General features: G+C 37.4%; 23 protein-coding genes and 8 tRNA genes. 21 read left to right on the top strand and 10 right to left on the bottom strand.

The window, feature by feature from the left end; genetic code table 11:
- Positions 1 to 109: 109 nt before the first annotated feature.
- Positions 110 to 1,105: a type I glyceraldehyde-3-phosphate dehydrogenase gene (gap, locus tag BLQ16_RS01165; RefSeq protein WP_091790917.1), complete on the bottom strand. Its 996-nt coding sequence runs from the start codon at positions 1,103 to 1,105 to the stop codon at positions 110 to 112.
- 227 nt (positions 1,106 to 1,332) lie between these two features.
- Between gap and BLQ16_RS01160 the strand changes: the two genes are divergently transcribed.
- The 6 genes from BLQ16_RS01160 (at position 1,333) to BLQ16_RS01135 (ending at position 1,940) form a co-directional block, all read left to right on the top strand.
- A tRNA-Pro gene (locus BLQ16_RS01160) sits at positions 1,333 to 1,406 on the top strand.
- Positions 1,407 to 1,415: 9 nt separating this feature from the next.
- Positions 1,416 to 1,486, top strand: a tRNA-Gly gene (locus BLQ16_RS01155).
- Positions 1,487 to 1,605: 119 nt separating this feature from the next.
- Positions 1,606 to 1,679 (top strand) — tRNA-Arg (locus BLQ16_RS01150).
- A gap of 15 nt (positions 1,680 to 1,694) precedes the next feature.
- Positions 1,695 to 1,767: transfer RNA gene (locus tag BLQ16_RS01145), tRNA-His, on the top strand.
- A 6-nt stretch (positions 1,768 to 1,773) separates the two neighbouring features.
- Positions 1,774 to 1,845: transfer RNA gene (locus tag BLQ16_RS01140), tRNA-Gln, on the top strand.
- Positions 1,846 to 1,867: 22 nt separating this feature from the next.
- Positions 1,868 to 1,940 (top strand) — tRNA-Lys (locus tag BLQ16_RS01135).
- 142 nt (positions 1,941 to 2,082) lie between these two features.
- Here BLQ16_RS01135 and BLQ16_RS01130 read toward each other — a convergent pair.
- The 9 genes from BLQ16_RS01130 to BLQ16_RS01090 all read right to left on the bottom strand — a co-directional run bounded on the left by BLQ16_RS01130 (position 2,083) and on the right by BLQ16_RS01090 (position 9,067).
- Entirely contained in the window at positions 2,083 to 2,928 is an 846-nt protein-coding gene (locus tag BLQ16_RS01130) for a tyrosine-type recombinase/integrase (RefSeq protein WP_091790916.1), read from the bottom strand.
- On the bottom strand, positions 2,915 to 3,970 hold the full coding sequence (locus BLQ16_RS01125; protein WP_091790915.1) for a hypothetical protein: 1,056 nt from the start codon (positions 3,968 to 3,970) through the stop codon (positions 2,915 to 2,917). Before BLQ16_RS01125 ends, BLQ16_RS01130 begins: the two co-directional genes overlap by 14 nt.
- Before the next feature lie 297 nt (positions 3,971 to 4,267).
- Positions 4,268 to 5,542, bottom strand: coding sequence for a hypothetical protein (locus tag BLQ16_RS01120; protein WP_091790914.1), 1,275 nt, complete (start codon positions 5,540 to 5,542; stop codon positions 4,268 to 4,270).
- Positions 5,543 to 5,601: 59 nt separating this feature from the next.
- Positions 5,602 to 6,330, bottom strand: coding sequence for a zonular occludens toxin domain-containing protein (locus BLQ16_RS01115; protein ID WP_091790913.1), 729 nt, complete (start codon positions 6,328 to 6,330; stop codon positions 5,602 to 5,604).
- Between the two features lie 13 nt (positions 6,331 to 6,343).
- Positions 6,344 to 6,601, bottom strand: a complete 258-nt coding sequence (locus BLQ16_RS01110) for a hypothetical protein (protein ID WP_091790912.1) — start codon at positions 6,599 to 6,601, stop codon at positions 6,344 to 6,346.
- Positions 6,602 to 6,609: 8 nt separating this feature from the next.
- Positions 6,610 to 8,088: a hypothetical protein gene (locus BLQ16_RS01105; protein WP_091790911.1), complete on the bottom strand. Its 1,479-nt coding sequence runs from the start codon at positions 8,086 to 8,088 to the stop codon at positions 6,610 to 6,612.
- A gap of 73 nt (positions 8,089 to 8,161) precedes the next feature.
- Positions 8,162 to 8,404 carry a hypothetical protein gene (locus tag BLQ16_RS01100; RefSeq protein ID WP_091790910.1) on the bottom strand — a complete coding sequence of 81 codons (243 nt, stop codon included), beginning with the start codon at positions 8,402 to 8,404 and terminating at the stop codon, positions 8,162 to 8,164.
- A gap of 151 nt (positions 8,405 to 8,555) precedes the next feature.
- The gene (locus BLQ16_RS01095; protein WP_091790909.1) at positions 8,556 to 8,825 is read right to left on the bottom strand and encodes a hypothetical protein; all 270 of its coding nucleotides are present in this window, start codon (positions 8,823 to 8,825) and stop codon (positions 8,556 to 8,558) included.
- Positions 8,822 to 9,067 carry a hypothetical protein gene (locus BLQ16_RS01090; RefSeq protein WP_091790908.1) on the bottom strand — a complete coding sequence of 82 codons (246 nt, stop codon included), beginning with the start codon at positions 9,065 to 9,067 and terminating at the stop codon, positions 8,822 to 8,824. Before BLQ16_RS01090 ends, BLQ16_RS01095 begins: the two co-directional genes overlap by 4 nt.
- Positions 9,068 to 9,249: 182 nt before the next feature.
- Between BLQ16_RS01090 and BLQ16_RS01085 the strand changes: the two genes are divergently transcribed.
- From BLQ16_RS01085 to clpX, 15 genes are all read left to right on the top strand, one after another.
- Positions 9,250 to 9,762 carry a helix-turn-helix domain-containing protein gene (locus tag BLQ16_RS01085; protein WP_091790907.1) on the top strand — a complete coding sequence of 171 codons (513 nt, stop codon included), beginning with the start codon at positions 9,250 to 9,252 and terminating at the stop codon, positions 9,760 to 9,762.
- Between the two features lie 401 nt (positions 9,763 to 10,163).
- Positions 10,164 to 11,291, top strand: a complete 1,128-nt coding sequence (locus tag BLQ16_RS01080) for a C40 family peptidase (protein WP_091790906.1) — start codon at positions 10,164 to 10,166, stop codon at positions 11,289 to 11,291.
- A 98-nt stretch (positions 11,292 to 11,389) separates the two neighbouring features.
- The gene (locus tag BLQ16_RS01075; protein ID WP_200781850.1) at positions 11,390 to 11,872 is read left to right on the top strand and encodes a COG2426 family protein; all 483 of its coding nucleotides are present in this window, start codon (positions 11,390 to 11,392) and stop codon (positions 11,870 to 11,872) included.
- A 148-nt stretch (positions 11,873 to 12,020) separates the two neighbouring features.
- Positions 12,021 to 12,290 carry a hypothetical protein gene (locus tag BLQ16_RS01070; RefSeq protein ID WP_091790905.1) on the top strand — a complete coding sequence of 90 codons (270 nt, stop codon included), beginning with the start codon at positions 12,021 to 12,023 and terminating at the stop codon, positions 12,288 to 12,290.
- 442 nt (positions 12,291 to 12,732) lie between these two features.
- On the top strand, positions 12,733 to 14,403 hold the full coding sequence (locus BLQ16_RS01065; RefSeq protein WP_091790904.1) for a recombinase family protein: 1,671 nt from the start codon (positions 12,733 to 12,735) through the stop codon (positions 14,401 to 14,403).
- 53 nt (positions 14,404 to 14,456) lie between these two features.
- The gene (locus BLQ16_RS01060; protein ID WP_091790903.1) at positions 14,457 to 15,098 is read left to right on the top strand and encodes a hypothetical protein; all 642 of its coding nucleotides are present in this window, start codon (positions 14,457 to 14,459) and stop codon (positions 15,096 to 15,098) included.
- Positions 15,099 to 15,258: 160 nt separating this feature from the next.
- A complete protein-coding gene (locus BLQ16_RS01055) occupies positions 15,259 to 15,579 on the top strand; it encodes a DUF3847 domain-containing protein (RefSeq protein WP_091790902.1) in 321 nt (106 codons plus the stop codon).
- A gap of 240 nt (positions 15,580 to 15,819) precedes the next feature.
- Entirely contained in the window at positions 15,820 to 17,310 is a 1,491-nt protein-coding gene (mobQ, locus tag BLQ16_RS01050; protein ID WP_091790901.1) for a MobQ family relaxase, read from the top strand.
- Between the two features lie 161 nt (positions 17,311 to 17,471).
- A complete protein-coding gene (locus BLQ16_RS01045) occupies positions 17,472 to 18,236 on the top strand; it encodes a class I SAM-dependent methyltransferase (protein ID WP_206597378.1) in 765 nt (254 codons plus the stop codon).
- A 101-nt stretch (positions 18,237 to 18,337) separates the two neighbouring features.
- Entirely contained in the window at positions 18,338 to 18,502 is a 165-nt protein-coding gene (locus BLQ16_RS01040; protein WP_018659278.1) for a transposon-encoded TnpW family protein, read from the top strand.
- A gap of 347 nt (positions 18,503 to 18,849) precedes the next feature.
- Positions 18,850 to 18,931 (top strand) — tRNA-Leu (locus tag BLQ16_RS01035).
- 3 nt (positions 18,932 to 18,934) lie between these two features.
- Positions 18,935 to 19,006: transfer RNA gene (locus tag BLQ16_RS01030), tRNA-Gly, on the top strand.
- A gap of 89 nt (positions 19,007 to 19,095) precedes the next feature.
- A complete protein-coding gene (gene tig / locus BLQ16_RS01025; RefSeq protein ID WP_091790900.1) occupies positions 19,096 to 20,391 on the top strand; it encodes a trigger factor in 1,296 nt (431 codons plus the stop codon).
- A 47-nt stretch (positions 20,392 to 20,438) separates the two neighbouring features.
- Entirely contained in the window at positions 20,439 to 21,026 is a 588-nt protein-coding gene (gene clpP / locus BLQ16_RS01020; protein ID WP_091790899.1) for an ATP-dependent Clp endopeptidase proteolytic subunit ClpP, read from the top strand.
- Positions 21,027 to 21,046: 20 nt separating this feature from the next.
- Positions 21,047 to 22,297 (top strand): ATP-dependent Clp protease ATP-binding subunit ClpX, encoded by a 1,251-nt coding sequence (gene clpX / locus BLQ16_RS01015; RefSeq protein WP_091790898.1) that lies wholly within the window; start codon positions 21,047 to 21,049, stop codon positions 22,295 to 22,297.
- Positions 22,298 to 22,342: the final 45 nt, after the last annotated feature.

Here is a 22,342-nt window from a genome sequence, read left to right as displayed (position 1 = left end):
GGATGCACTGGATAAACCCGGTGGAAAATACAAAAAATGCGCATTGCTGACCTAAGACAGGTGGGCAATGCGCATTTTTTATTCATAAAAAGCTAGGAAAGTTTTAAACTTATTTGGCATCGATAAAGCTGGCTAAGTCAACGCAACGCTTACTGTAAGCCCATTCATTATCGTACCAGGCGATAATCTTAATTAAATGATCGCTAACCTTCATTGTTGAAAGCCCATCAACAATGGAGGAGCGGGGGTCGCCGTTATAATCAATAGAAACCAAAGGTTGGTCAGAAAAGCCGAGGATGCCTTTTAATTCGCCATCGGCAGCTTCTTTTAAGAGACCGTTAACCTCTTCGACGCTCGGAGATTCTTCTAATTGGAACACCACATCTGTCAGGGACACATTTGGCGTAGGCACCCGCAAAGCAAAACCGTTCATTTTGCCGTTTAAAGCCGGAATGACCTTGCCCATTGCTTTAGCCGCGCCGGTTGTCGTAGGAATGATTGATTGAGTGCAGCCACGTGCACGGCGGGGGTCTTTATGGCGGTTGTCCAGGTTCTTTTGGTCATTGGTGAAAGAATGAACGGTGGTCATAATCCCGGCAACAATATTGAAGTGGTCATGAATGACCTTCGTCACTGGAGCCAGGCAGTTGGTTGTACAGCTGGCATTAGAAACAACCGGCTGGGAGGGATCGTATGCGTCCTGGTTAACCCCCATTACAATCATTTGGGCGTCCGGACTGGGAGCGGTAATAATAACTTTTTTGGCACCGGTTTCCAAATGTACCGATGCAGCATCAACAGTTTTAAATTTACCGGTGGAATCAATAACAATATCCGCACCAAATTTACCCCATTGCAAATTTTTAGGGTCTCGGTCGCTGAACAGGTGAATCGCTTTGCCATCGATGATCAAATGCTCATCATCAAATGTGACGTCACCTTGATAGCGACCATGGGTGGAATCAAATTCAAAGAGGCGCGCTGTGCCTTCCGGATTAGAGGTACTGTTGACAGCAACAACTTCAACATCAGGATGCTCCATGGCAGCACGTAACACCAACCGCCCGATGCGACCAAAGCCATTAATACCGATTTTTGTACTCATAACATCCTCCTTAAAAGATGAAATATTTATTCATCTAATAAGATACCGTATTTTGGCTTTAAAATAAAGTGATAATCATAAAATCAGGTAAATTTGAGGGATAAAGCCATTTGAAAATTAGGGAAATAAGTTCAAGCCTTATAGAGCGGTAGGACAAGGCACTGCACTGAAAAACTTTTTAAATGCTTGACGATGAATAAACAATTTGCTATAATCATCGTTGTTGTCGGGGCGTAGCGCAGTTTGGTAGCGTACGTGGTTTGGGACCATGGGGTCGGGGGTTCGAATCCCTCCGCCCCGATAAGTGCATGCGGGTGTAGCTCAATGGTAGAGTTCTGGCCTTCCAAGCCAGCTACGTGGGTTCGATTCCCATCACCCGCTTTACTGAAAATGTAAAAATACTGCTTGTCCTTTGTATAGACTTGTGGTACAATTGAATGCGTGACACAGGAAACGGCCGCCTAAAAGGGAGCTACGGTGTTCGCTTCCGACCAGCTTTTGCGCCTGTAGCTCAGCTGGATAGAGCATCGGACTTCTAATCCGAGGGCCGGGGGTTCGAATCCCTCCAGGCGCGTGTCATTTTGTTTTGGTGGATGTGGCGAAGTGGTTAACGCACCGGATTGTGGCTCCGGCACTCGTGGGTTCGATTCCCATCATCCACCCTTTATTGGGGTATCGCCAAGCGGTAAGGCACGGGACTTTGACTCCCGCATTCGTAGGTTCGAATCCTGCTACCCCAGTTGCTTTACATGTAAAGCATTTGCGCCATTAGCTCAGGTGGTAGAGCATCTGACTTTTAATCAGGGTGTCAAAGGTTCGAGTCCTTTATGGCGCATCACTTATTGTTTGTTTTAATGTGTTTTTATAAGCTACCGTAATTGGTAATTAAGCCCTAGCGTATGCTAGGGCTTTACTATTTTACGGTTTTACTACAACTGTCAACAAGTATTTTAAAAACCAAAAATACTTATTGACAGTCAGCAACTTAATATATCATCAATTATGCTATAGGAATTAGATAGTATTAATTGCTCTTGTGCTATGTGCAAATATTTTAGCGTTGTTGCTTGCGAACTATGCCCCATTAGAACTTGTAATCTATATAAATCAGAATTACCTTGCATTAGACTATGCACCATGTACAAAGTAGCATAATTATGCCTAAGCATATGAGGATAAACATTTATACCTGTTGCCTGTCTTAAGTTACTAAACACTTTAGCAATGCAACTAGGCGTTAAAAAAGGGCTACGCCTAGTATATAAAAGGTAATCAGTAGTATTACTATGACAATCATTTAAATACACCTCTAATTTGTCGCTTAAAATATGCCCTACTCGTTGAAAACGCTCTTTACTACCTTTGCCCTTAACAAGCAATAAACGCTTATTAAATTGCCAATCCGTCACCTTTAAACGACACACTTCAGACCGTCTCAATCCACAATCCAACATGAGTAAAATTATAATTTCATCTCTTAATGTTTTACATGATTTTAAAAGCAATTGCATTTCTTCAACTGATAGAATTTCCACTTGTTTTTTAGGCAAATTAGGCAATACAATCGATTTTACTATATCCATTTTACCAATATACCTGTAAAAAACTTTTAACCCTATAAGATAATTTCTAATACTTGCTAAAGCTAAATCTTTATCATGCAAGTAATGCTGATACTCTTTAATGTCACTAACAGAAGTATTTTCTATTGCTTTACCGCCTAAAAAATCTTGATAATAATTCAAAACATCTTCATAGTATTCTAGCGTTGACTTGCTTAATCCTTTTAGAGTACAATAGCTGTAGAAATCAGATTTTAACATATAGTGACCGCCTTTCTTCTTTGGCCAGTTGATAGGTGGTCTCTTTTTTTTCTAAATTTTTTACCAAGCCGTCTTTAACTTTTATCATTAAATCATTTATATCCAAGTCATCAACTGCACCGATAGAAATTAAATAGCCTGTAATACAAGCTATTAAATGGTCAGTCGATGGCTTTACTTTTTTATTTTCTTTTTTCGGCTTTTTATCAATTCCATCATGTTTTTCTTGCAGTACTTGCCACCAATCACAAGTATCACGTCTTGTAACATTAGTATCTTTTTCTTGTTTCGCAACAACTCTAAACCATTTACGAGTTAAATAACTATATAAATTTTCAAGTTCATTGAATGCCTCCTCTACACTGTCAATGTCCCATTCTCTCAAGAAATCACGTCTTAACTGAAATTCAATATTCCAAACACCCCTTTCTAAGCTAAAATTTTCAGAATCCCAAACTTCGGCAAACCAAAATTTACGAGATACTTCAATTTCTTTTACCTTATCATAAATCCGTAATAATATATCACCTTTGCCAAACTGGTAGCCAGTACAAACACCATCACTAAACCACTGATGCCTAAATTTAGTTCTCGACACAGTTTCCGCACCTATATCAATATCGATCTCAACTTTTCTGTTTACTTGCGTTGCTATGTCTAATCTCGAAATTTTTGTATCTACAATATTAAATAGCTTACTTAAATACTGCATGAATTTTTTATATGCTTGCAAATAGCCAAAACGCCACAAACCATAACTTTTAAGACGTACAAATATAGGATAATGACTATCTGTGTCTTGCCAGCTATCGCATAATCTCAATTCAACCATTTCATTATGCAAAATATATACATAACGACGATTAGAATAAGGATAAACCTCCCATGACATACCTGCTAAAAGTACAACTGTATTTTTACTACTATCAATTGATTGTAACTTTGCTTCTTTCAGTGGCTTGCGAAAAGCTTGCATATATACATCAAAATCAGCAACAAGAACCGAAAAATCAAGAGTATCAATGTTTTGTATCATCTGCATTAATTACTCACCACCTACTGCATTAAATCACGAGTTCTAACAATAAGAAATCCAACGTAAATAGTTATCATCACAAAACGAGCAAACCGCAATAAAAACTCAAACGGCGAAAAATCTATTGTATGATGAAGCTGGAAAAAATCATTATCTATATTCAAAGTTAAGTTTAAACTAGGAGATGAATTTAAAGCTTTAATAGAATTGTAAAAATCAAAAGGTATCGAAAACGGAAACTTACCTTTCAAGATACCACCCAATGTTTTTAATGGTTCTAAATCTAAATTAAATTCAGATACATCAAAAAAAAGATTTAATTTTATCTGTAATAACATCTAACTTTTTAGTAATAACAGAGAAAGGAGAAGAAAGGGCATTTTTTATACCCTCTTTAACTTCATTTAATGCTTTTTTTATTGATTCCAATTTTGGGTTAATTCCATCTTTTAAAGCAATTAAAATTTGACTTGCTTTATCTTTTATCACCCCAAATAATGATTTGATTTTCGCGATTAAACCTGAATTATCCTTACCAACATCATCTTTTTTATCCTTATTAGGATTGTTGGACTTATCAATATCGTACTTATAACCGCCATCATCACCAACACCAGGTACAATAGATGTTGCAATGTAACTTTTTAATTTAGGATGATAATCTACAGTTATCATATCTGCACAAAAAGAACTAGGCACAATAGAGTTATAGATGAATTCAAAGCAACATAAATCACGATAAAAGCAATATTGCCAACTACTACCATCATCAGTATAAGCTCTAAATACATTATTTTCATTTCCCAATTCAGGATGATGACTTGCATACCACATAGAAGCATATTCACTGATTTTATAAACAGCTTTAACTTTTATACCATCAGCACGCTGATAATAACTTAAAATATCAGGGTTTTTAGCACCAGAAATATATGGCGTTTGAGATAGACATTCAAAGGCTTTATTAAATAAAGGCATAAACTCCATACTATATATTTCAACATCACGACCACAAGTTACAATGCACGAATCCCACTTAGATTCAGGTGCTTTTTTTAAAGGCTCTAATCCTTGAATAATTTCATTACCAATTTTTACAAGTTTAGAATAGTAATTGGTTTTAGCAAAACTTAAAAAATTTGTATATTGAATTTGTTGACCATAAATCAAAGCCCGATAAGTTTCCAACTTAGGTTTGGCAGGTGTCGGATCATTTAACCAAATAAACTCCCACGAACCACCATGAACTAATTTTGTACGAGGGTAACCAAGCGAACTTTCTATATCTCCAAAAAATACGGGAAATGTAACACCACTATCATCACGATAGAAAGCATCCATAGCAATAGCATAAAAAAGATAAGCTGCTACTATAAATTGTGTATCACTATCATTAGGACCTTTTTCATGCAACCAATAGCCACTATATTCACTACTTTTGTAATCTGTATATTTAGCTTCACAAGGAAAAAGAGAAACAACAGGAAGAGGAGAGGGAAAAGCATAAGCAAAAACAGGAGTAAAAAAATTTAAAGTAAAAAATATTATTAGAAAAAAAGATAATAATTTTCTAATCATTTTTACACCCCGTTCTTTGGAAATGTAATTCAGATACCCCCTGTTAGTAATAGGGGGGTTCAAATTACATTATTGTTTTTTAGTATTTTCGTGCGGTAGTACTCTTTTAACGCTGATAAATTAGTTACCTTATTGGCGGATGTGTCGGTTGCGGGTCCCCTCAATCCCCGCACCGCCACGTCCGCCAATTCTTGTTCACTTTTATCAGTGTCAAAGAGTGCAAACGTATCGTATAAATCAGCAATTTTAGATCGATACAAAATAATAGTATGTCCAACTTTCATTTTTTGAGAGTACCAACGTTCAACGGCAAGAAAAGCTGTACACGGTAGCACTTTAAAAAAATTACTCATTTTAAAATGAGCGACTTCATATTCAGCAAGGGTCCTAATTTGCTTATCTATAGCTCTATCATATTGAGCAATCAATATAAAGTTATAACCTAACTTCCTATGCTGGCTAAAAAACTTTATCCAATCCATCCTAGTATTAGAATTAGTACCATAATCACGACAGTTAAATAACGCCCCCGCTTCGTCAAGAACAACAAGCGTTTCAGCTTCAGTGCGTAAATCATGATGAGCCTTAGCGTATTCCACGAAAAAGTGCGGAGTAAGTTGTGAATTAGGAACATAACTAAAACATCCTTTAAAATCGAATTTATCCGTAAAAATGGGAAAATTAGCTATTACATTATTTTTAGTTTTACGACGTAATTTATTATAAATATCATACATTGCATGATATGACTTGCCACTGCCAGGCGTACCGGTATACATCCATATCATGTAATCACTCCAATTAATGTATTGCTTTAAGCCATCTTGCAAAAATGCTATAGATGTAATAAACACCAACAGATACTAACCAAGCTTCCGTTATAACCACAAACTCGTTAATAGGTACAAAGTAATTAACTTGAGAAATTAAATCACCAAAACCGGAAGTATCCATCAATTGAAAAGGAGATGGCGGTAACAAAGAAACTAACAAACCTATAGCTGCTGCTATAACAGCTATAATTTTAGATAACACTATTCCAATTGCTTTAAAAAACATATAATCACCTACCACTTTATTAATTTTTTAGTAATGGTTATAAGCCAATTCATGTAAAAAACAACTGCAACCACTTTAACAAAAGCTAAAACATAAACTATTGACGTTAAATCAATCTTGCGATATACAGTTACAAAATCGGTATCAATATCAATCGTTAAATCCGGTATTTGAGCTGGCACCAAATAAACTTTAATAGACTTTAAAAGGTCAAATGGTAAACAAAAAGGAAATACCTTAGATAAATCTGCTCCAGCTGCTTTAATCGGTGCTAAATCAAAACTAAACTGTGATATATCAAAAAAACCATCAAGTGCTAATGATATAACATCCAATTTAGCTTGTACGCCTGTTAAAGCTGCTGATAAAGCTGCTGACAATGTAGCAGGTATAGATTGTACACCAGTTAAAACTTGAGACACTGCATTAGAAGCAACTCTAGTTTGTTCAAGTATTTTATCTAAAATAGATGTATCTAAATCAATATCAATTGAAGCGTCACCTACATCAACGCCAGTTAAAACATCACCGACAGAAACAGATACATCTACTAAATCAAGAGATGTAGCCCAATCAGCAGATATTGATTGTGAAACAGCCGTTGGATTAAGTGTTAATGTATCTACAGCCGGTAAAGAAACATCACCGACAATATCACCCTCTAAAAGAGCATCTAATTGTGTCGGTATCTCAATAACTTGAGTAGGTGCGTCAACAGATGTCGGAACAGCTTGCCCATCAGGCGTATAAAGATAATCAAAAGTATCTAACAAAGCTGATAAAGTAAATGAAATAGCTTCTGTTCCTACTAACACCCATTCACCATATTTATACTTGTAAACAGGTATTGATTGATAAGAAGAAACACCTGTCCTGTATTTACCAAATTCATCAACGACATAATAAGATAAGCCAGGATTTAAAATTGTATACATTTGTCCCCATTCAGTAGCAGCACAAAAAGCTACTACATAAGCAGAATTAGCCATCCTAAATAATTCAAGCGTTTTAGGATTACTAGCAATATCAGCAATATCAGACTTAACATACTTAGGTAAATTAGTACTATCTGTATATGCTAAAGGTATTGTTTCACCTTTAGCACCTATATTGCTTGGGCTAAAATGCGGATTTTTATATACTTTTATCGTTGGATTTGCTAAAGCTATTTCAGCTGCTTTTTTTAACAATAAATATAAATCAGCTGTTAAAACAACGTTAGGTTTCGTTGCTATTTTTTCAAGCGTTCTTAGTTGTGCATCATCACAAGAGTTTATAAAGTCCTCCGTTAATTGATATACATCACCTTTAGTTAAAACCAATCCAGTTACAACAACAGATAAAGCCAATGCAAGTTGTATAACCTCAACTGCACCAGCAGCAACAGCAGGAGCAATAGCATATGAGCGTTTAGGGACAATAGCAGACGATACAATAACAATAAATATTAAAAATATAGATAATGATTTTTTTACTGTTAAAGTCATTTCATCACCCCTAAATTAAATATCAGGGTGATTATTTAATTAATAATCACCCTAATATTATGCAACTAGTAATTTAACGTGCCATAGATTTAAACTTAGTCCAAACAAACTTAGCGCCAAAGAAAATAGCAGATAAGCCGATAGCACCACCAATAATAGTTTTACTAGAACTGGTCAATGAAGTAATTTGCGTTTGAATGATACCCATAACATCATTACCGGCACCCTCCGAAGCCATTGCAACGCCAGGTGTCGCAATCATAAGAGTACAAACAGGAATAGCCATTTTAGCGTTTAACTTTTCTAATGCTTTCATATGATCACCTCATTTTTAAATTTTATCTAAAAGCCAAAATATAAAGTTGCCGGCTAACAATATTAAGGCTATAGACATTGTAATAACATACATTTGCCAAAAAATACTGAAAAAATCAATTAAATAGTTAGTTGCAATTGTTAATAACATATTATCGCCTCAATGCTGAAATCAAAACTAAAGCAAATGCACAAACCATAATGAAAGATAGAGCAAAAGCTTCCATATAGTAAGTGTTGTAGGCTATAGTATGAATATCATCAACATGCTTCACCAATGTTAATACGTCTTGATCACTTAATGCTGCTGTATGTGTATTGTCTTTTGGTTTTGGTTGTGGATCTGATTCAGGCACAGAATCATTAGCATGTAAATCACTAGATTCATCCGCATTAATATCAGAATCATATGGTTTACTCATTGTTTAATCTCTTCAGCTGAAACATAAGACATTGACTTAAAATTACCGTTTTCTGTATATTCAACGATTAAAGTATGCGGTTTGAATTGTTTTAAAGAATATTGAACGCTTAAATCATCAGTAAAAGCCGAAAGCAAAGAGCCATCACTTTTATCAGCAAATCTTAAAATGCCAAACTGATTACCATTTTTACTTTTTCCAGTAGTACCACCTAAAAATACTGCTTCTGCTACTAATTTCATTTTTCATCATCCTTTCTGTTTTCATGTGTTCATGATTTTTAGTCTATCTTAAAATATTACTAGCAAAAATAGGGTATAATATAAGGTGCAGTAAAATCAGATTTAATGTAATTTATCTAACATAAGAATACATTAAATCAAATACAAAAGCAACCTATATTTTTAGAAAAGAGGTGAAAATAATGATAGGCGACTATCTACAAGAAAATAGACTAAAAAACGGAATACAATCAAAAGAACTGGCAAAAATAATAGATGTATCTAAAACACAAATATCACGATACGAAACAAATAGAAGTACACCACCAATAAAAAAATTAATCGAACTAAAGCCAATACTAAAACTCAATCTAAATGATATAAATAATATAAACGAACAAAAAAATTTAAAAGGTCATAACTTAGGTGAAAAATTAAAAAATGTTAGATTAAAAAATAATCTAACACAAGAAGAATTTGCTCAAAAATTCAACCTAACAAAATATAAAATACATTCATACGAGAATAATATAGCTACACCAAATATAAATACGCTAATTGCAATATCCAATGAATACAAAATACCAATAGAAACATTCCTTGAAAATGAAATACAAGTTTATGAAGATAGATTAAAGCAAACAATAGGAGATAAAACTTTTAATCAGGGTGTCAAAGGTTCGAGTCCTTTATGGCGCATCCTCGAAAAGACCTAGGTAAGGTCTTTTTTTTATTGCTTTTTTTTCAAGGACGTTCAGAGCTTACATTTTTTATGGGTATTCATAAATCGGGTCCAGCTTAAATCCGATTTTTCATTTTCTTCAAAGCGCTCAAAGGTTACGCTCTTTATGGACTATCTTCTAAACCGGATTCAACTGCAATCCGGTTTTTTTCGGCGAGTATATTTATTATGGTAGACCGGGTCGGTTTTATGGGGCGTTGAATTGGACGGTAGTGGTTGAACTTAAAAAATGCTTAAATTCTAAGGAAAAAGTTAAAAAATGACTTGTAGGTCTAGCATAATACAGCGCCTTGAGGTATAGTATTAGGTAGTGAATTTAAGACGTATCCCTAGAGCAGTTTCGTTAATATAAATTGTATTATGGAGGCAAGCTGAATGAATAAAAGTGCGAAAAAATGGATTGGTGCTATTACCATTGCCGGTTTGCTCGCTTCTCCTTTAGCGGGTTTATCAGCAGAATTACCGGACAAACCCTATTTAGAATATAAAGATATTGTTATTTATAAAATTGTAAAAGATGGACACGATGTCTTTGTTGATAAAGATGGAGAAGAAGTTGATAAGGAAAAAGTTAAGGAACTGGAAGCTTTAGTTGCCGAAGAAACCGAAAAAGCCGAAGCAGATAAAGCTAAAGCGGACACGGCAACTTCAGAGAAAGACAGCAAAAAGTCTTCGGCTAAAGAGGCCCAGGGTGCTAAAGAAGATAAAGAAAAAGCCGTCGATTCTGAGCAAGAGGATAAGAAAAATCAGGATGCTAAATCATCCCCTGCAACAGCAAATAAAGTGGAAGCTACAGCCACTGAACCGGCTGCTTCAGCACCAGAGAGTTCGGCCGCCCTTGCACAAACGCTTGATAAGCCGGTTGTGGCCACCCAAAAAGAAAAGGAAAATACCGTTGATGATCTGGCGCTTGTTCCCGTGCCGAAGAAAAATGCCGGATCGGTTGTTCAGCAACCGATGGTGACAACCAATGATGCCTATATTGCGGCGAATCCTTTATACCATGTAGATGATTCCACCGGATATTACAAGGGTTCTGTGATGAGCTGGAAAGATTTTTCTCCATCCAGCGGACGGCTAAAGCTGAAAAAAGAAGCTGAAAAAATGCTGGGTTGGCATTACAGTCAACCTCAGCGGATGACCAATGGATACCGTGATTGCTCCAGCTTTGTGCACACCTCTTTAATGGATGCCGGATTTATGCCGAGCGAAAGTTGGGCGTTTACCACCTATACACTGCCAAATTACACAGAATATCTTGAACAAATCAGCTGGGACGATATTCGCCCGGGGGACATTATCTTGGGCGATGGTCACGTTGCTTTCTATTGGGGAGAAGATGCCAGCGGCGCTCCGGTGACCTTGGAAAGTTGTGGGACCTTCGGTGTGGTTTACGGTTACATGGAAACAAATGGCTGGAACTTTGACTATACTTCCGTATGGCGAGTCAAAGGCATTGATGACAATACTGGCGAAGCCGACAAAGTGGATGCCATTGCTTAAAAATATTTGGACACCGAGCGGTCCGTCGCTCAGTGTCCTTTTTTCATATGCGGTTGACCTGTTGCCTAAAAAGAGCTATTTCCAAAAGGAGGTCGTGCATGCTGGCTGATATTGCAGGTGGTGAAATCGGTCAATTTATGTCTGTGCTTTTTACGGCGATGCTACCGGTACTTGAATTGCGGGCTGCTATTCCGTTCGGTGCTTCTCTTCGCCTACCCTTCATACCGGTGGTATTGGTCAGCATTATCGGCAACATGCTTCCGGTGCCCTTTATACTATTGCTAATGCGGCATATTTTAAATTGGATGCGCTCAATTCCGCGCATGGCAATATGGGCAGAAAAAATAGAAACACGGGCGCATTTAAAGAGTCAAAATGTCAAAAAATATCGCTGGCTGGGATTGTGTATTTTAGTGGCCATTCCGCTACCGGGGACAGGCGCTTGGACAGGCGCTATGGTGGCAACGGTGTTGAATATGCGTCTGCGCGATGCTTTGCCCTCTATTTTTTTGGGAGTCTGCATTGCAGCCGCCCTGGTCAGCATGGCAACGCTGGGTGTTGTCTCGTTTATTCACGTATGATTTGAGAAAAGTAACCTTGGTATTTTGGCGGCTCATAACCCGCAGTACAATAGGAATAACTTGCCCAAACAAGGCCCTTATCTGTTATATTATAGGGCGGACAAGGTCGGCAAGGTACCCCCTTTGCAGGTGACTTTAGGAGAAAACCATGGATATTGATCACATAATGGCAAGGACCATGTTTTATGCATTTATGGATGATGCGGATGAACTGGATAGGAAAGACGCTCTGGAGGAAAAGCCTTCTTTTGAGGACTTATTGTTGAATGAGAATGAGACGGATTTGCTGGCGGATGATCCTTGTATCCCGTCGGCAAAGCCGGCGGAGGACTTTCCTGACCTGTATGATCTTGAACGTGACCGTTTTTTGGAGGCGGCCATTCAAGAACTTGCCAATCGCTGGGATGACGAGGATTGACCCTGTCTGTCGGTATGAGGGCGGACTGATTGGAAAATTTGTATAGGAATGAGTAAGCTGCTTTACCGGGGGAGACCCCGGTATTTTTTGGTTTTATTTATAAAAACATATGAATATAGAGAGGGCCGTTTCAACCTGCAATAGCACTATCATTGAGCGTGATAGGACAAAAAACGAAGCATCGAGAGATATCGTCGTTTATCCAAAATTCATTGCAGATTTAATTATGTACAGGATTAACCTTGTTCAATAATCATTGAAAAAATTGGAGATCGGGAAGTACGCCAGACAGTTTTGAGTCGAAAATTTGGCTTGTTTTAGATTTAAAAAATAATCGAATCGACCCAAAGCGGGTGACGAGAACTCATTCAAAAGCGCTGAAAAAGGATTAATCTTTTAGGGACAGAGAAAATAATAAAAACTTGGAAAGGAGGTAATTCTCATGTCAAATACGAAAAGAACAGGACAAACAGCCCTTTATGAGCGTTTAAGTCGTGATGATGAAATGCAAGGAGAAAGCAATTCCATCACCAATCAAAAACAGCTACTTGAAAGCTATGCCAAAAGAAACGGTTTTGTAAATATCTATCACTATACCGATGATGGAGTAAGTGGAACAACCTTTGATAGAGAGGGATTTCAAAAGATGATAAAAGCAGTAGAAGAAAACAAAGTATCTACTGTGATAGTAAAAGATATGAGTAGGTTTGGCAGAAATTATCTCAAAGTAGGCTTTTACACTGAAATACTTTTCAAAGAAAAGGGAGTAAGATTTATAGCCATCAATAACGGAATAGATAGTGAAAAACAATCAGAAAGCGACTTTACCCCATTTCTAAATATCATGAACGAATGGTATGCAAGAGATACCTCAAGAAAAATACAATCTATCTTCAGAGCAAGAATGGAAGAAGGAAAAAGAGTATCTCCAAGTGTTCCATACGGCTATTTTAGAAACCCTAAGAACAAACAGGAGCTACTTGTCGATAAAGAGAGTGCAAAGGTCGTAAAACGCATTTACCATCTTGTTATAGAGGGATATGGAGTAACACAGATAGCAGATATACTAACCAAAGATAAAGTCCTTATCCCATCAGCCTATGCAGAAATACATTCCCCTGAAAATAATCATAGCTCAAAGAAAAGAGGAATTGAAGACCCGTATTTTTGGACACCGACCACAGTAGGTTATATCTTAGAAAAAAGAGAATATATGGGGCACACCGTACTTGGGAAAACAAGATGCCTTGATTATAAAACCAAAAAGCGAAGAAAGGCAAAAGAAGATGAACTCATTATCTTCAAAAACACCCATGAAGCCATCATAGATGAAGAAACATGGAATAATGCCCAAAGGCTAAGAAAGACAGTAAGAAGAAGTCCAAAGTACGGAAAAACCTCACACCCATTTACAGGACTTTTAATCTGTTCCGATTGTGGCGGTAAGCTAAGTTACAGAGAGCCGGCAGAACATAAGGAAAAGAAATATGATAGTGATTACTCTTTTGTATGTCAACATTACAGACATAGAAAAGGCTCTTGCAGTATGCACTACATCAAAGTAAAAACAGTCAATGAAATTCTCCTAAAATCAATCAAAGGAATAACTGACTTTGCCAAAGAAGAAAAGCAAGAATTTCTAAAGGTGATGAACAAGTTATCCGATGAAAAAAGAGAAGAAAAGTATCAAGAGGATAAAGAAAAGTTAGAAAAACTGTCATCAAGAAATGCAGAATTAACAACCCTCATTACAAAGCTATACGAAGACCACGCTCTTGGTAAAATTCCTGTAAAACACTTTGATAGATTATTTAATATCTATGATACGGAACAACAAGACTTAGAAAAACAAATACAGTATTTTGAACAGGAAATAGAAAGCTACCATCAGAGAAAAGTTGATACCGATAAATTCCTAAAGATGATAGAGAAGTATACAGACATTGAGGAACTGACAGTACCAATGATAAATGAGTATATAGAAAAAGTAGTAGTCCATGAAGCAACAGGAGGAAGAAAAGGGAAAGACAGAAAACAACAAGTTGATGTGTATTTTAACTTTATAGGCAACTGTCAAGTACCACAAAAAGCCGATATAGAAAAAATGCCTTAAAAATGGTATAATATAGTTGGATAAATTTGAATTTATGATGGAGATAGAATGTAATGATAAGGGAGTTAAAAGATGATGGAAAATCATATATAAAAATATTTTTAATTGGAATATTGGTGGGATGTATTACTCGATTGTTAGATTACTGTTCATTAGATACTTTATGGAGTTGGTCTTCTATTCAAACGCTATTAGGATTTTGGATGATTTCAAATACTATAATAGTGGTAAAGAGTTCATCGAATAAGTGTGCAGGAATTAGCTCATTCTTATATATGTTTGGAATGACATTGAGTTTTTATGGATTGCAGGTTATTCTTGGTATGTTTATTCCAATGTTTTCGGATAGATTTCGTTTTTCTTTATTTATAATGTTTACGATTTTATCCATACCATGTGCGATCGCAGCGTTTATCCTTTATTATTGGAATAAAAATGAATTTTATAACTCTGTTTTATATTCATTGCCGGTAGGAGCATTATTTTCAGAGACGGTAGCTATAGCAATAAAATTTCACATGACACATACTTTTTTGTTTCAGTTACTAATGGATGGAATTGGAACTATTGCTTTTGGAGTATTGTTTTTCAATAAAGTGAAAAATCGCTATGTGTACTTGTTTTCTATCATCATAAGTTTCTTAGTATTTTACTTTATTCTATATCACAGGGAAGTTCTTACTTGGTTGGAGTGAAATTATTCTATATAGATTATAAAGGAACGAGACATTATTTTAACTAAATCCCAGTTTGTCGAGCTGAATAAAACTGAACATTAAAGATATAGGGCGATAGAAAGTAAAACATCTATCGTCTTTTCTTATGCTCAAAATTTGAAAGAGAGGAAAACAGAAAATGAAAAATATAGATGAAAAAATTTTAATGGCAGAAGAAGAAATTAAGCAGTTACAAAACAAGAGAAAAAAACTCATCGGTCAGCAGAAACAGGAAGAAAGAAAAAAGAGAGATAAAAGGCTTTATGAAAAAGGAGCAGTCTTTGAAAGTATCTTTACAGAAAGCAAGGATTTTAGCAAAGACGAATTTTATCAGCTAATCACATTCCAAAATATCAAAGAAGCAGTTAATCAAAAAATTCTAAAAATCATAGAAAAGCGAGAACAAAGCGAAAACAAAATTATAGAAACACAAGAGGAAGAAATCGACACAGAAGAATAGTCCCTTGTTTACAAGGGCGCACTTATACACCCTAAAGGGTGTGTGCGTTCTCCGAAGGCTCTTGCAGAGAGCATATCAGCTAAAGCTGATACAGGGGAGCTACACTCCCCTACGGAAATAAATTTCCTACCCCTTGTGTACTTACCAAAAGAAATCGGATAAAAAGAAATCCGATTTTTTTAGGAAGTCTTATCCATCACCACTATATCCATATCAGAAAAAGAGAGGAGGTTTTTAGCTATGGCAATATATCATATCAGTATAAAGATTATCTCAAGAGGCAAAGGTAAAAGTGCAGTAGCAGCTTCCGCCTATCGAAGTGGTGAAAAGATAAAAAATGAATACGACGGCATAGTCCACGACTTTACAAGAAAAGGCGGAATAGCCCATACAGAAATCCTATTACCACAAAATGCACCACAGGAATTTTCAGACAGAGGAACATTATGGAATAGTGTAGAGAAAATCGAAAAAAGTAAAAACTCACAGCTTGCAAGAGAAATAGAAATTGCATTGCCCAAAGAATTAGACAGGGAAAAACAGATTGAGCTTGTAAGAGAGTATGTAAAAGAAAATTTTGTAAAAGTCGGTATGTGTGCCGATATTGCTTTGCGCGATAAAGGAGATGGAAACCCACACGCACATATCCTACTTACCATGCGACCGTTAAATGAAGATACAACATGGGGAGCAAAATCAAAAAAGGAATATATCCTTGATAAAAACGGAGAAAAAGTAAAACTCAAAAACGGCAATTACAAAACAAGAAAAATCAATACAACAGATTGGAATGAGCAAGACAAAGCAGAAGAGTGGCGAAATGCATGGGCAGATATTACAAACAAATATTTGGAAGAAAACAGTATACAAGAAAAAGTGGATCACCGTTCTTATGAAAGACAGGGCATAGAGCAAATACCGACCATTCATTTAGGAGTATCGGCAAGTCAAATGGAGAAGAAAGGCATAGCCACCGATAGAGGAAATATCAACCGAGAAATAAAACATCAAAACAAAATACTAAAAGAAATTGCAAGAAGAATAAAAGCCTTAATGAGATGGATAAGAAGTTTGACGATAGACAAAAGCAAAGATAATCTAACAGAGAACCAAGAGGATATATCTGTACAATCCACTACCTTGCCAAAACAAAATAACCTAATAGATATACTTTCTCATTTCATAAAAGAAAATGCAGATAACCATAATACAGATTTAGAACAATACATTGAAAGCTATCAATTTCTTAAAGAGAAAAATATTACATCAATACCCGAATTGAAAGAATGTATATCAGCATTAAGAGATAAGAACTACAAGACTACAAGAGCTATCAAAGATACCGAAAAGAAAACCAATGACAAAGTAGAGCTTATCGACCAAGCAGAAAAATATTTGAAACATAAAGACACCTACAAAGCCTATACCAGGTTAAAGAAAAGCAAACAAGAAGATTTTTATAACGAACATACGGCAGAGATTATTTTATTTGAGAGTGCAAGAAAATATCTAAAAGAACATTTAGGAGAAAGCAAGACCTTAGCTATATCAAAATGGAAATCAGAAGTTACCACTTTGAAGAAAGAGAAAAATAGCCTATATTCTCAAATCTTAGATATGCGAAAAGAGGTTGAACAAGCCGAGAGTGTTAGGAGCTGCATAGAGAAATTACTACAAGGAAACAGAGAATTAACACAGGTCAAGAAGCACGAGTTAAGGCTGCAAAACTAATTGAAAATATTGAAACTAATTGAAAATATTGATATAATGACATAAACATAGAGTGAAATAAAATTTCAATTAACTCAAGGAGGTGTGTTGAAATACAAAAAGTAAAGATAGAAAAGAATACCGTTCAGGAAACATTGCTTGTACCACTATATGGTAGAAAAATGTGTTCTGAAAAATTTCCTGAACTTTATACAGACATTTTCGCAAAGAATTTATGCAATAGTTTGGATTATGATTTTTCAGAATTAGAGAGAAAAAATAATTCGTTTTTATATGAGTTTGGATCACTTGAAGCAGCAATGCGTCAGTTAGATATTATGTGGGAAATCAAAGAATATCTAAAGACTTATCCGAAGGCAACTGTTGTAAATCTTGGCTGTGGCTTAGACGAAACAGGAAAAGCTTGTGATAATGGAAGTTGTAAGATAGTCAATGTAGATTTCCCCGATGTTATAGAAGTTCGTAATCAGCTTATTTCAAATTATGAAAGAGAAAAAAATGTTGCCTGTGATTTAAAAGATTATTCATGGATGAACGAAGTAGACGGTTCAAATGGAGTTGTTTTCTTTGCGGCAGGGGTATTTCATTATTTTAAGAGAAACGAAGTAAAGGATTTGGTTTTAGAGCTTTCTAAAAGATATGTAGGAGGCTGCTTGATTTTTGATAGTGTAGGCAAGCTTGGTTTAAAGCTAATGATGTCAAAGACACTAAAGAATATGGGTATCAGCGATGTAGAAGGATTATTCTATACAAATAATCCAATGCAAGAGCTTAACTGGTCGGACAAAATAAAAATTACATCAAAAGGCTATATGTTAGGCTACTATGACATGAAAAGCCCCAATATTCGTTTCTCTCATCGCTTACTTGCAAAGATAGGCGATGATATGATGAAGATGGCTATAAATAAAATTGAGTTTGTTTAACTCAAGCAACTAAATACAATCTATAACATATCAACTTACGAAACAGTAAATCATAAAAGGTTTACTGTTTTTTCTTTGTCTAAAAATGGAAAGGAGGACACATGGAAGAAGAAAAAAGAGATATAAAAAAACTACAACATAAACAGCTAATAATGGATATTGGAAAGACAAAATATACTGTAAATCTACATTTTAAGCAAGGTACAGGGGAAACATACAAGGATAAAATACTAAAGCTAATCAAGAGAGAAACAGAGAAGATATAAATTTGTCAAAGAAATTTTGTTTATGTCCTTGACAAATCTTTCCAAATGGCTCCACTGTTAAATGCTCGCTTCCACCGTGCCGGTGGTGCAAGTTTCTAAACGTTCAAGTCATAAAAGACCTTCAATAACTTTGGATATTTACTATGACCCCGATGATCGGAAGATTGACGACCTCGGAAAAGCCTTTAACGAAGCGGTTTGTGGCGATTTTTAAACTCCCAAAAACTTCCGATTTCACTTCCGATCTAAAAATAACATTTTTTTGCCGTTATTCTTGACACAGCACAAGCCTTATAGTATTATAAAGTGCGTCAACGGTAAGGAAAAGTCCTTACGTCGTTTAAGCTGCGGGTGTGGCGGAATTGGCAGACGCACCAGACTTAGGATCTGGCGTTTTACGACGTGGGGGTTCAAGTCCCTTCACCCGCATCTGCGGAAATGGCTCAGTGGTAGAGCATCGCCTTGCCAAGGCGAGGGTCGCGAGTTCGAATCTCGTTTTCCGCTTCATTAACTGTGACCAATGGTTGCAGTTTTTTTTATAATCAATCATCGTTTTGCGATACCATACAGTTGCGTATTCTAGGAGGAATATTATGAACGTAGAAATTAAAGCCCTTGACAAGGTGCGAAAAGAACTGACCATTGAAGTGGATCAGGACGTTTTCGACAAAGCTGTTCAGGATGCGTACAAGGATCAAAAAGGTAAAATTGCAATTCCCGGTTTCCGTAAGGGGAAAGCGCCGAAGGCGCTCATCGAACAGCATTACGGTAAAGATTTCTTCTATTATGATGCTGCTGAAAAATGTGTCTACCCGGCTTACCTGGAAGCCATCAAAGATAATGAAGATATTAAGCCGGTGGGCGACCCCAGCTTTGATGTAGAACAACTGGAAGTGGGCAAACCCTTCATTTTTAAAGTTGTCGTTGATACCAAGCAAGAGGTTGCCTTAGGCGAGTATAAGGGCATTGAACTGGAAAAATTGGATACGGAAGTAACCGATGAAATGGTTGATGCGGAACTGAAACGCGCTCAGGAACGGACGGCGCTTTTAGAAGATGCGCCTGAAGATGCGGTTGTTGAGAAAAACGACAGCGTTACCTTAGACTTTGAAGGCAAGAAAGATGGCGTGCCGTTTGATGGTGGTACGGCTGAAAATTATGAACTGGTGATTGGTTCCAACAGCTTCATTCCCGGCTTTGAAGATGGGATGCTTGGGATGAAAGTCGGTGAAAGTAAGGATATTCCCTTGACTTTCCCGGAAGACTATCATGCTGAAGACTTGGCCAGTCAAGAGGTCATCTTTACGGTCAAGGTCAATGATATTAAGCGTAAAGTATTGGCCGACTTAGACGATGAATTTGCTAAGGATGTCAGCGAATTTGATACGCTGGATGACTACAAGGCAGACATTCGTAAAGATTTGACAAAACAGGTGGAAGAATCCACTCAGGCACAATATAAAAATAAGGTGACGGAAAAAGTTGTTGCCGATTCTGATGTGGTGGCTCCCCAATCATTGGTGGAAAAAGAAACCGATAATTACATCAATGAAATGGCTTACAGCATGCGCAATCAAGGGATTGAGCTGGAGCAATACTTGCAGCTCACCGGCGGTAATATGGATGGTTTGCGCGATGAGTTTAAGAAACGCGCAGAAGAGTCCGTTAAAGCAAGCATTGTTTTGGAAGCCATTGCTGAAGCGGAAAATATTACCGTTGCCGATGAAGAAGTGGAAGCAGAATTTGACCGCTTGGCCGAAGCCTATGATATGAAGAAGGAAGACATTAAGCGCGCTTTTGTTATGCAGGGTCAAGGGGACAGCATTGCACGCAACATGGTGCTGGAAAAAACGGTTGATTTTCTTTTAGATAATGCGAATATCGGGTAAATAGTTGTAGATAGCCTGTTTTGTTTGACAAAGGAGGAATATACAACATGAGTGTTTTGGTACCCTATGTCGTTGAACAGACCGGACAAGGTGAGCGGTCTTATGATATCTATTCTCGCCTTTTGAAAGATAGAATTATTTTCCTGGGTGGCGAGGTTAACGATGCCTCTGCAAATGCCATCGTTGCACAGCTTTTATTTTTGGAAGCTGATGATCCGGACAAGGATATTTACCTGTACATCAATAGCCCGGGTGGTTCTGTGACAGCGGGCATGGCTATTTTTGATACCATGCGTTATATAAAGCCGGATGTTCAAACCATTTGCATTGGCATGGCGGCCAGTATGGGCGCCTTCCTGTTGGCGGCCGGTAAAAAGGGCAAGCGTTTTGCTCTGCCGAACAGTGAGATAATGATCCACCAACCGTCCGGCGGTGCTTCTGGCCAGGCCTCTGACATCAAGATACACGCTGAGCAAATCTTGCGCATCCGCCAAAAATTGAATGAGACTTTAGCGCAAATGACCGGTCAACCCCTTGATAAGGTGGAAGTTGATACGGAACGCGATAATTTCATGGATGCGGCGAGTGCGCTGTCATACGGCTTGATTGATAAAGTTATCGAGAACCATGATTAAGAACCTTTAGGGGGAACGTTTTGAGCAACAATACCATTGACCAAGAAGAATTGCATTGTTCTTTTTGCGGTAAACCGCAGGATGCGGTGAAAAAATTAATTGCGGGCCCCGGGGTATTTATTTGCAATGAATGTGTTGAATTGTGTAACGATATTCTTTCCAGAGAACAGACGGATGATCTGGGGACACTCGGTTTGGGGGATGCATTAAAACCGCGTGAGATCAAAGAAATCCTGGATGAATATGTTATCGGTCAGGACGAAGCCAAGAAGGCTTTGGCTGTCGCCGTTTACAACCACTACAAACGCATCAATCACGACCTGGATGTTGAAGATGATGTGGAATTGCAAAAAACAAATATATGCCTGATTGGTCCGACCGGGAGCGGTAAAACGTTACTGGCGCAAACGTTGGCACGGATTTTAAAAGTGCCCTTTGCCATTGCGGATGCGACATCGTTAACGGAAGCCGGCTATGTCGGTGAAGATGTTGAAAACATTTTGCTGAAAATCATACAAGCGGCCGATTTTGACTTGGAAGCAGCCGGACGCGGGATGATTTATATTGATGAAATCGATAAGATTGCCCGCAAGGGTGAAAATGTATCCATTACGCGGGATGTTTCCGGCGAAGGGGTACAACAGGCCTTGTTAAAAATCATTGAAGGCACGGTTGCTAACATCCCGCCACAAGGTGGTCGTAAGCACCCGCATCAAGAATTTATCCAACTGGATACGACGAATATCCTCTTTATCCTAGGGGGGGCATTTGATGGCTTGGATAAAATTATTGAGCGGCGGGTCGGCCATAAAACCCTGGGCTTTCAAACAGGTGAAACGGAAGAAGACCGTAAAGTTCACAAGGATGAAATTTTGCACCAGGTGCAGCCGGAAGATATGCTGAAATACGGGTTAATTCCTGAATTTATCGGGCGGGTGCCCTATCTGGTCTCCTTGGATAACCTGGACAAAGATGCCTTGAAGCGCATTTTGACCGAGCCCAAAAATGCTTTGGTCAAACAATACAAAAAACTCCTATCCTTGGACGATGTTGACCTGGAATTTACCGAAGGCGCCTTGGATGCCATTGCAGAAGATGCACTGGCGCGGAAAACCGGCGCCCGTGGACTGCGTGCCATTTTAGAAAATGTCATGATGAACGTCATGTATGAAGTGCCCAGTCGTCAGGATGTCGCGCGGATTGTCCTTGATGAGGATACAATACGTGGCAAAAAAGAAGCCCAAGTGATTTTAAACTCAGAAAGCAATTAGCAATTAATCTGATGCCTTGCAAGCGTTCACCTTGCAAGGCATTTT

The organism is Peptococcus niger, assembly GCF_900101835.1.
In the GTDB taxonomy this organism is placed as follows: domain Bacteria; phylum Bacillota; class Peptococcia; order Peptococcales; family Peptococcaceae; genus Peptococcus; species Peptococcus niger.
Note: the sequence above shows the minus strand (reverse complement) of the source record. Positions and strands in the feature narration are given on the sequence as shown.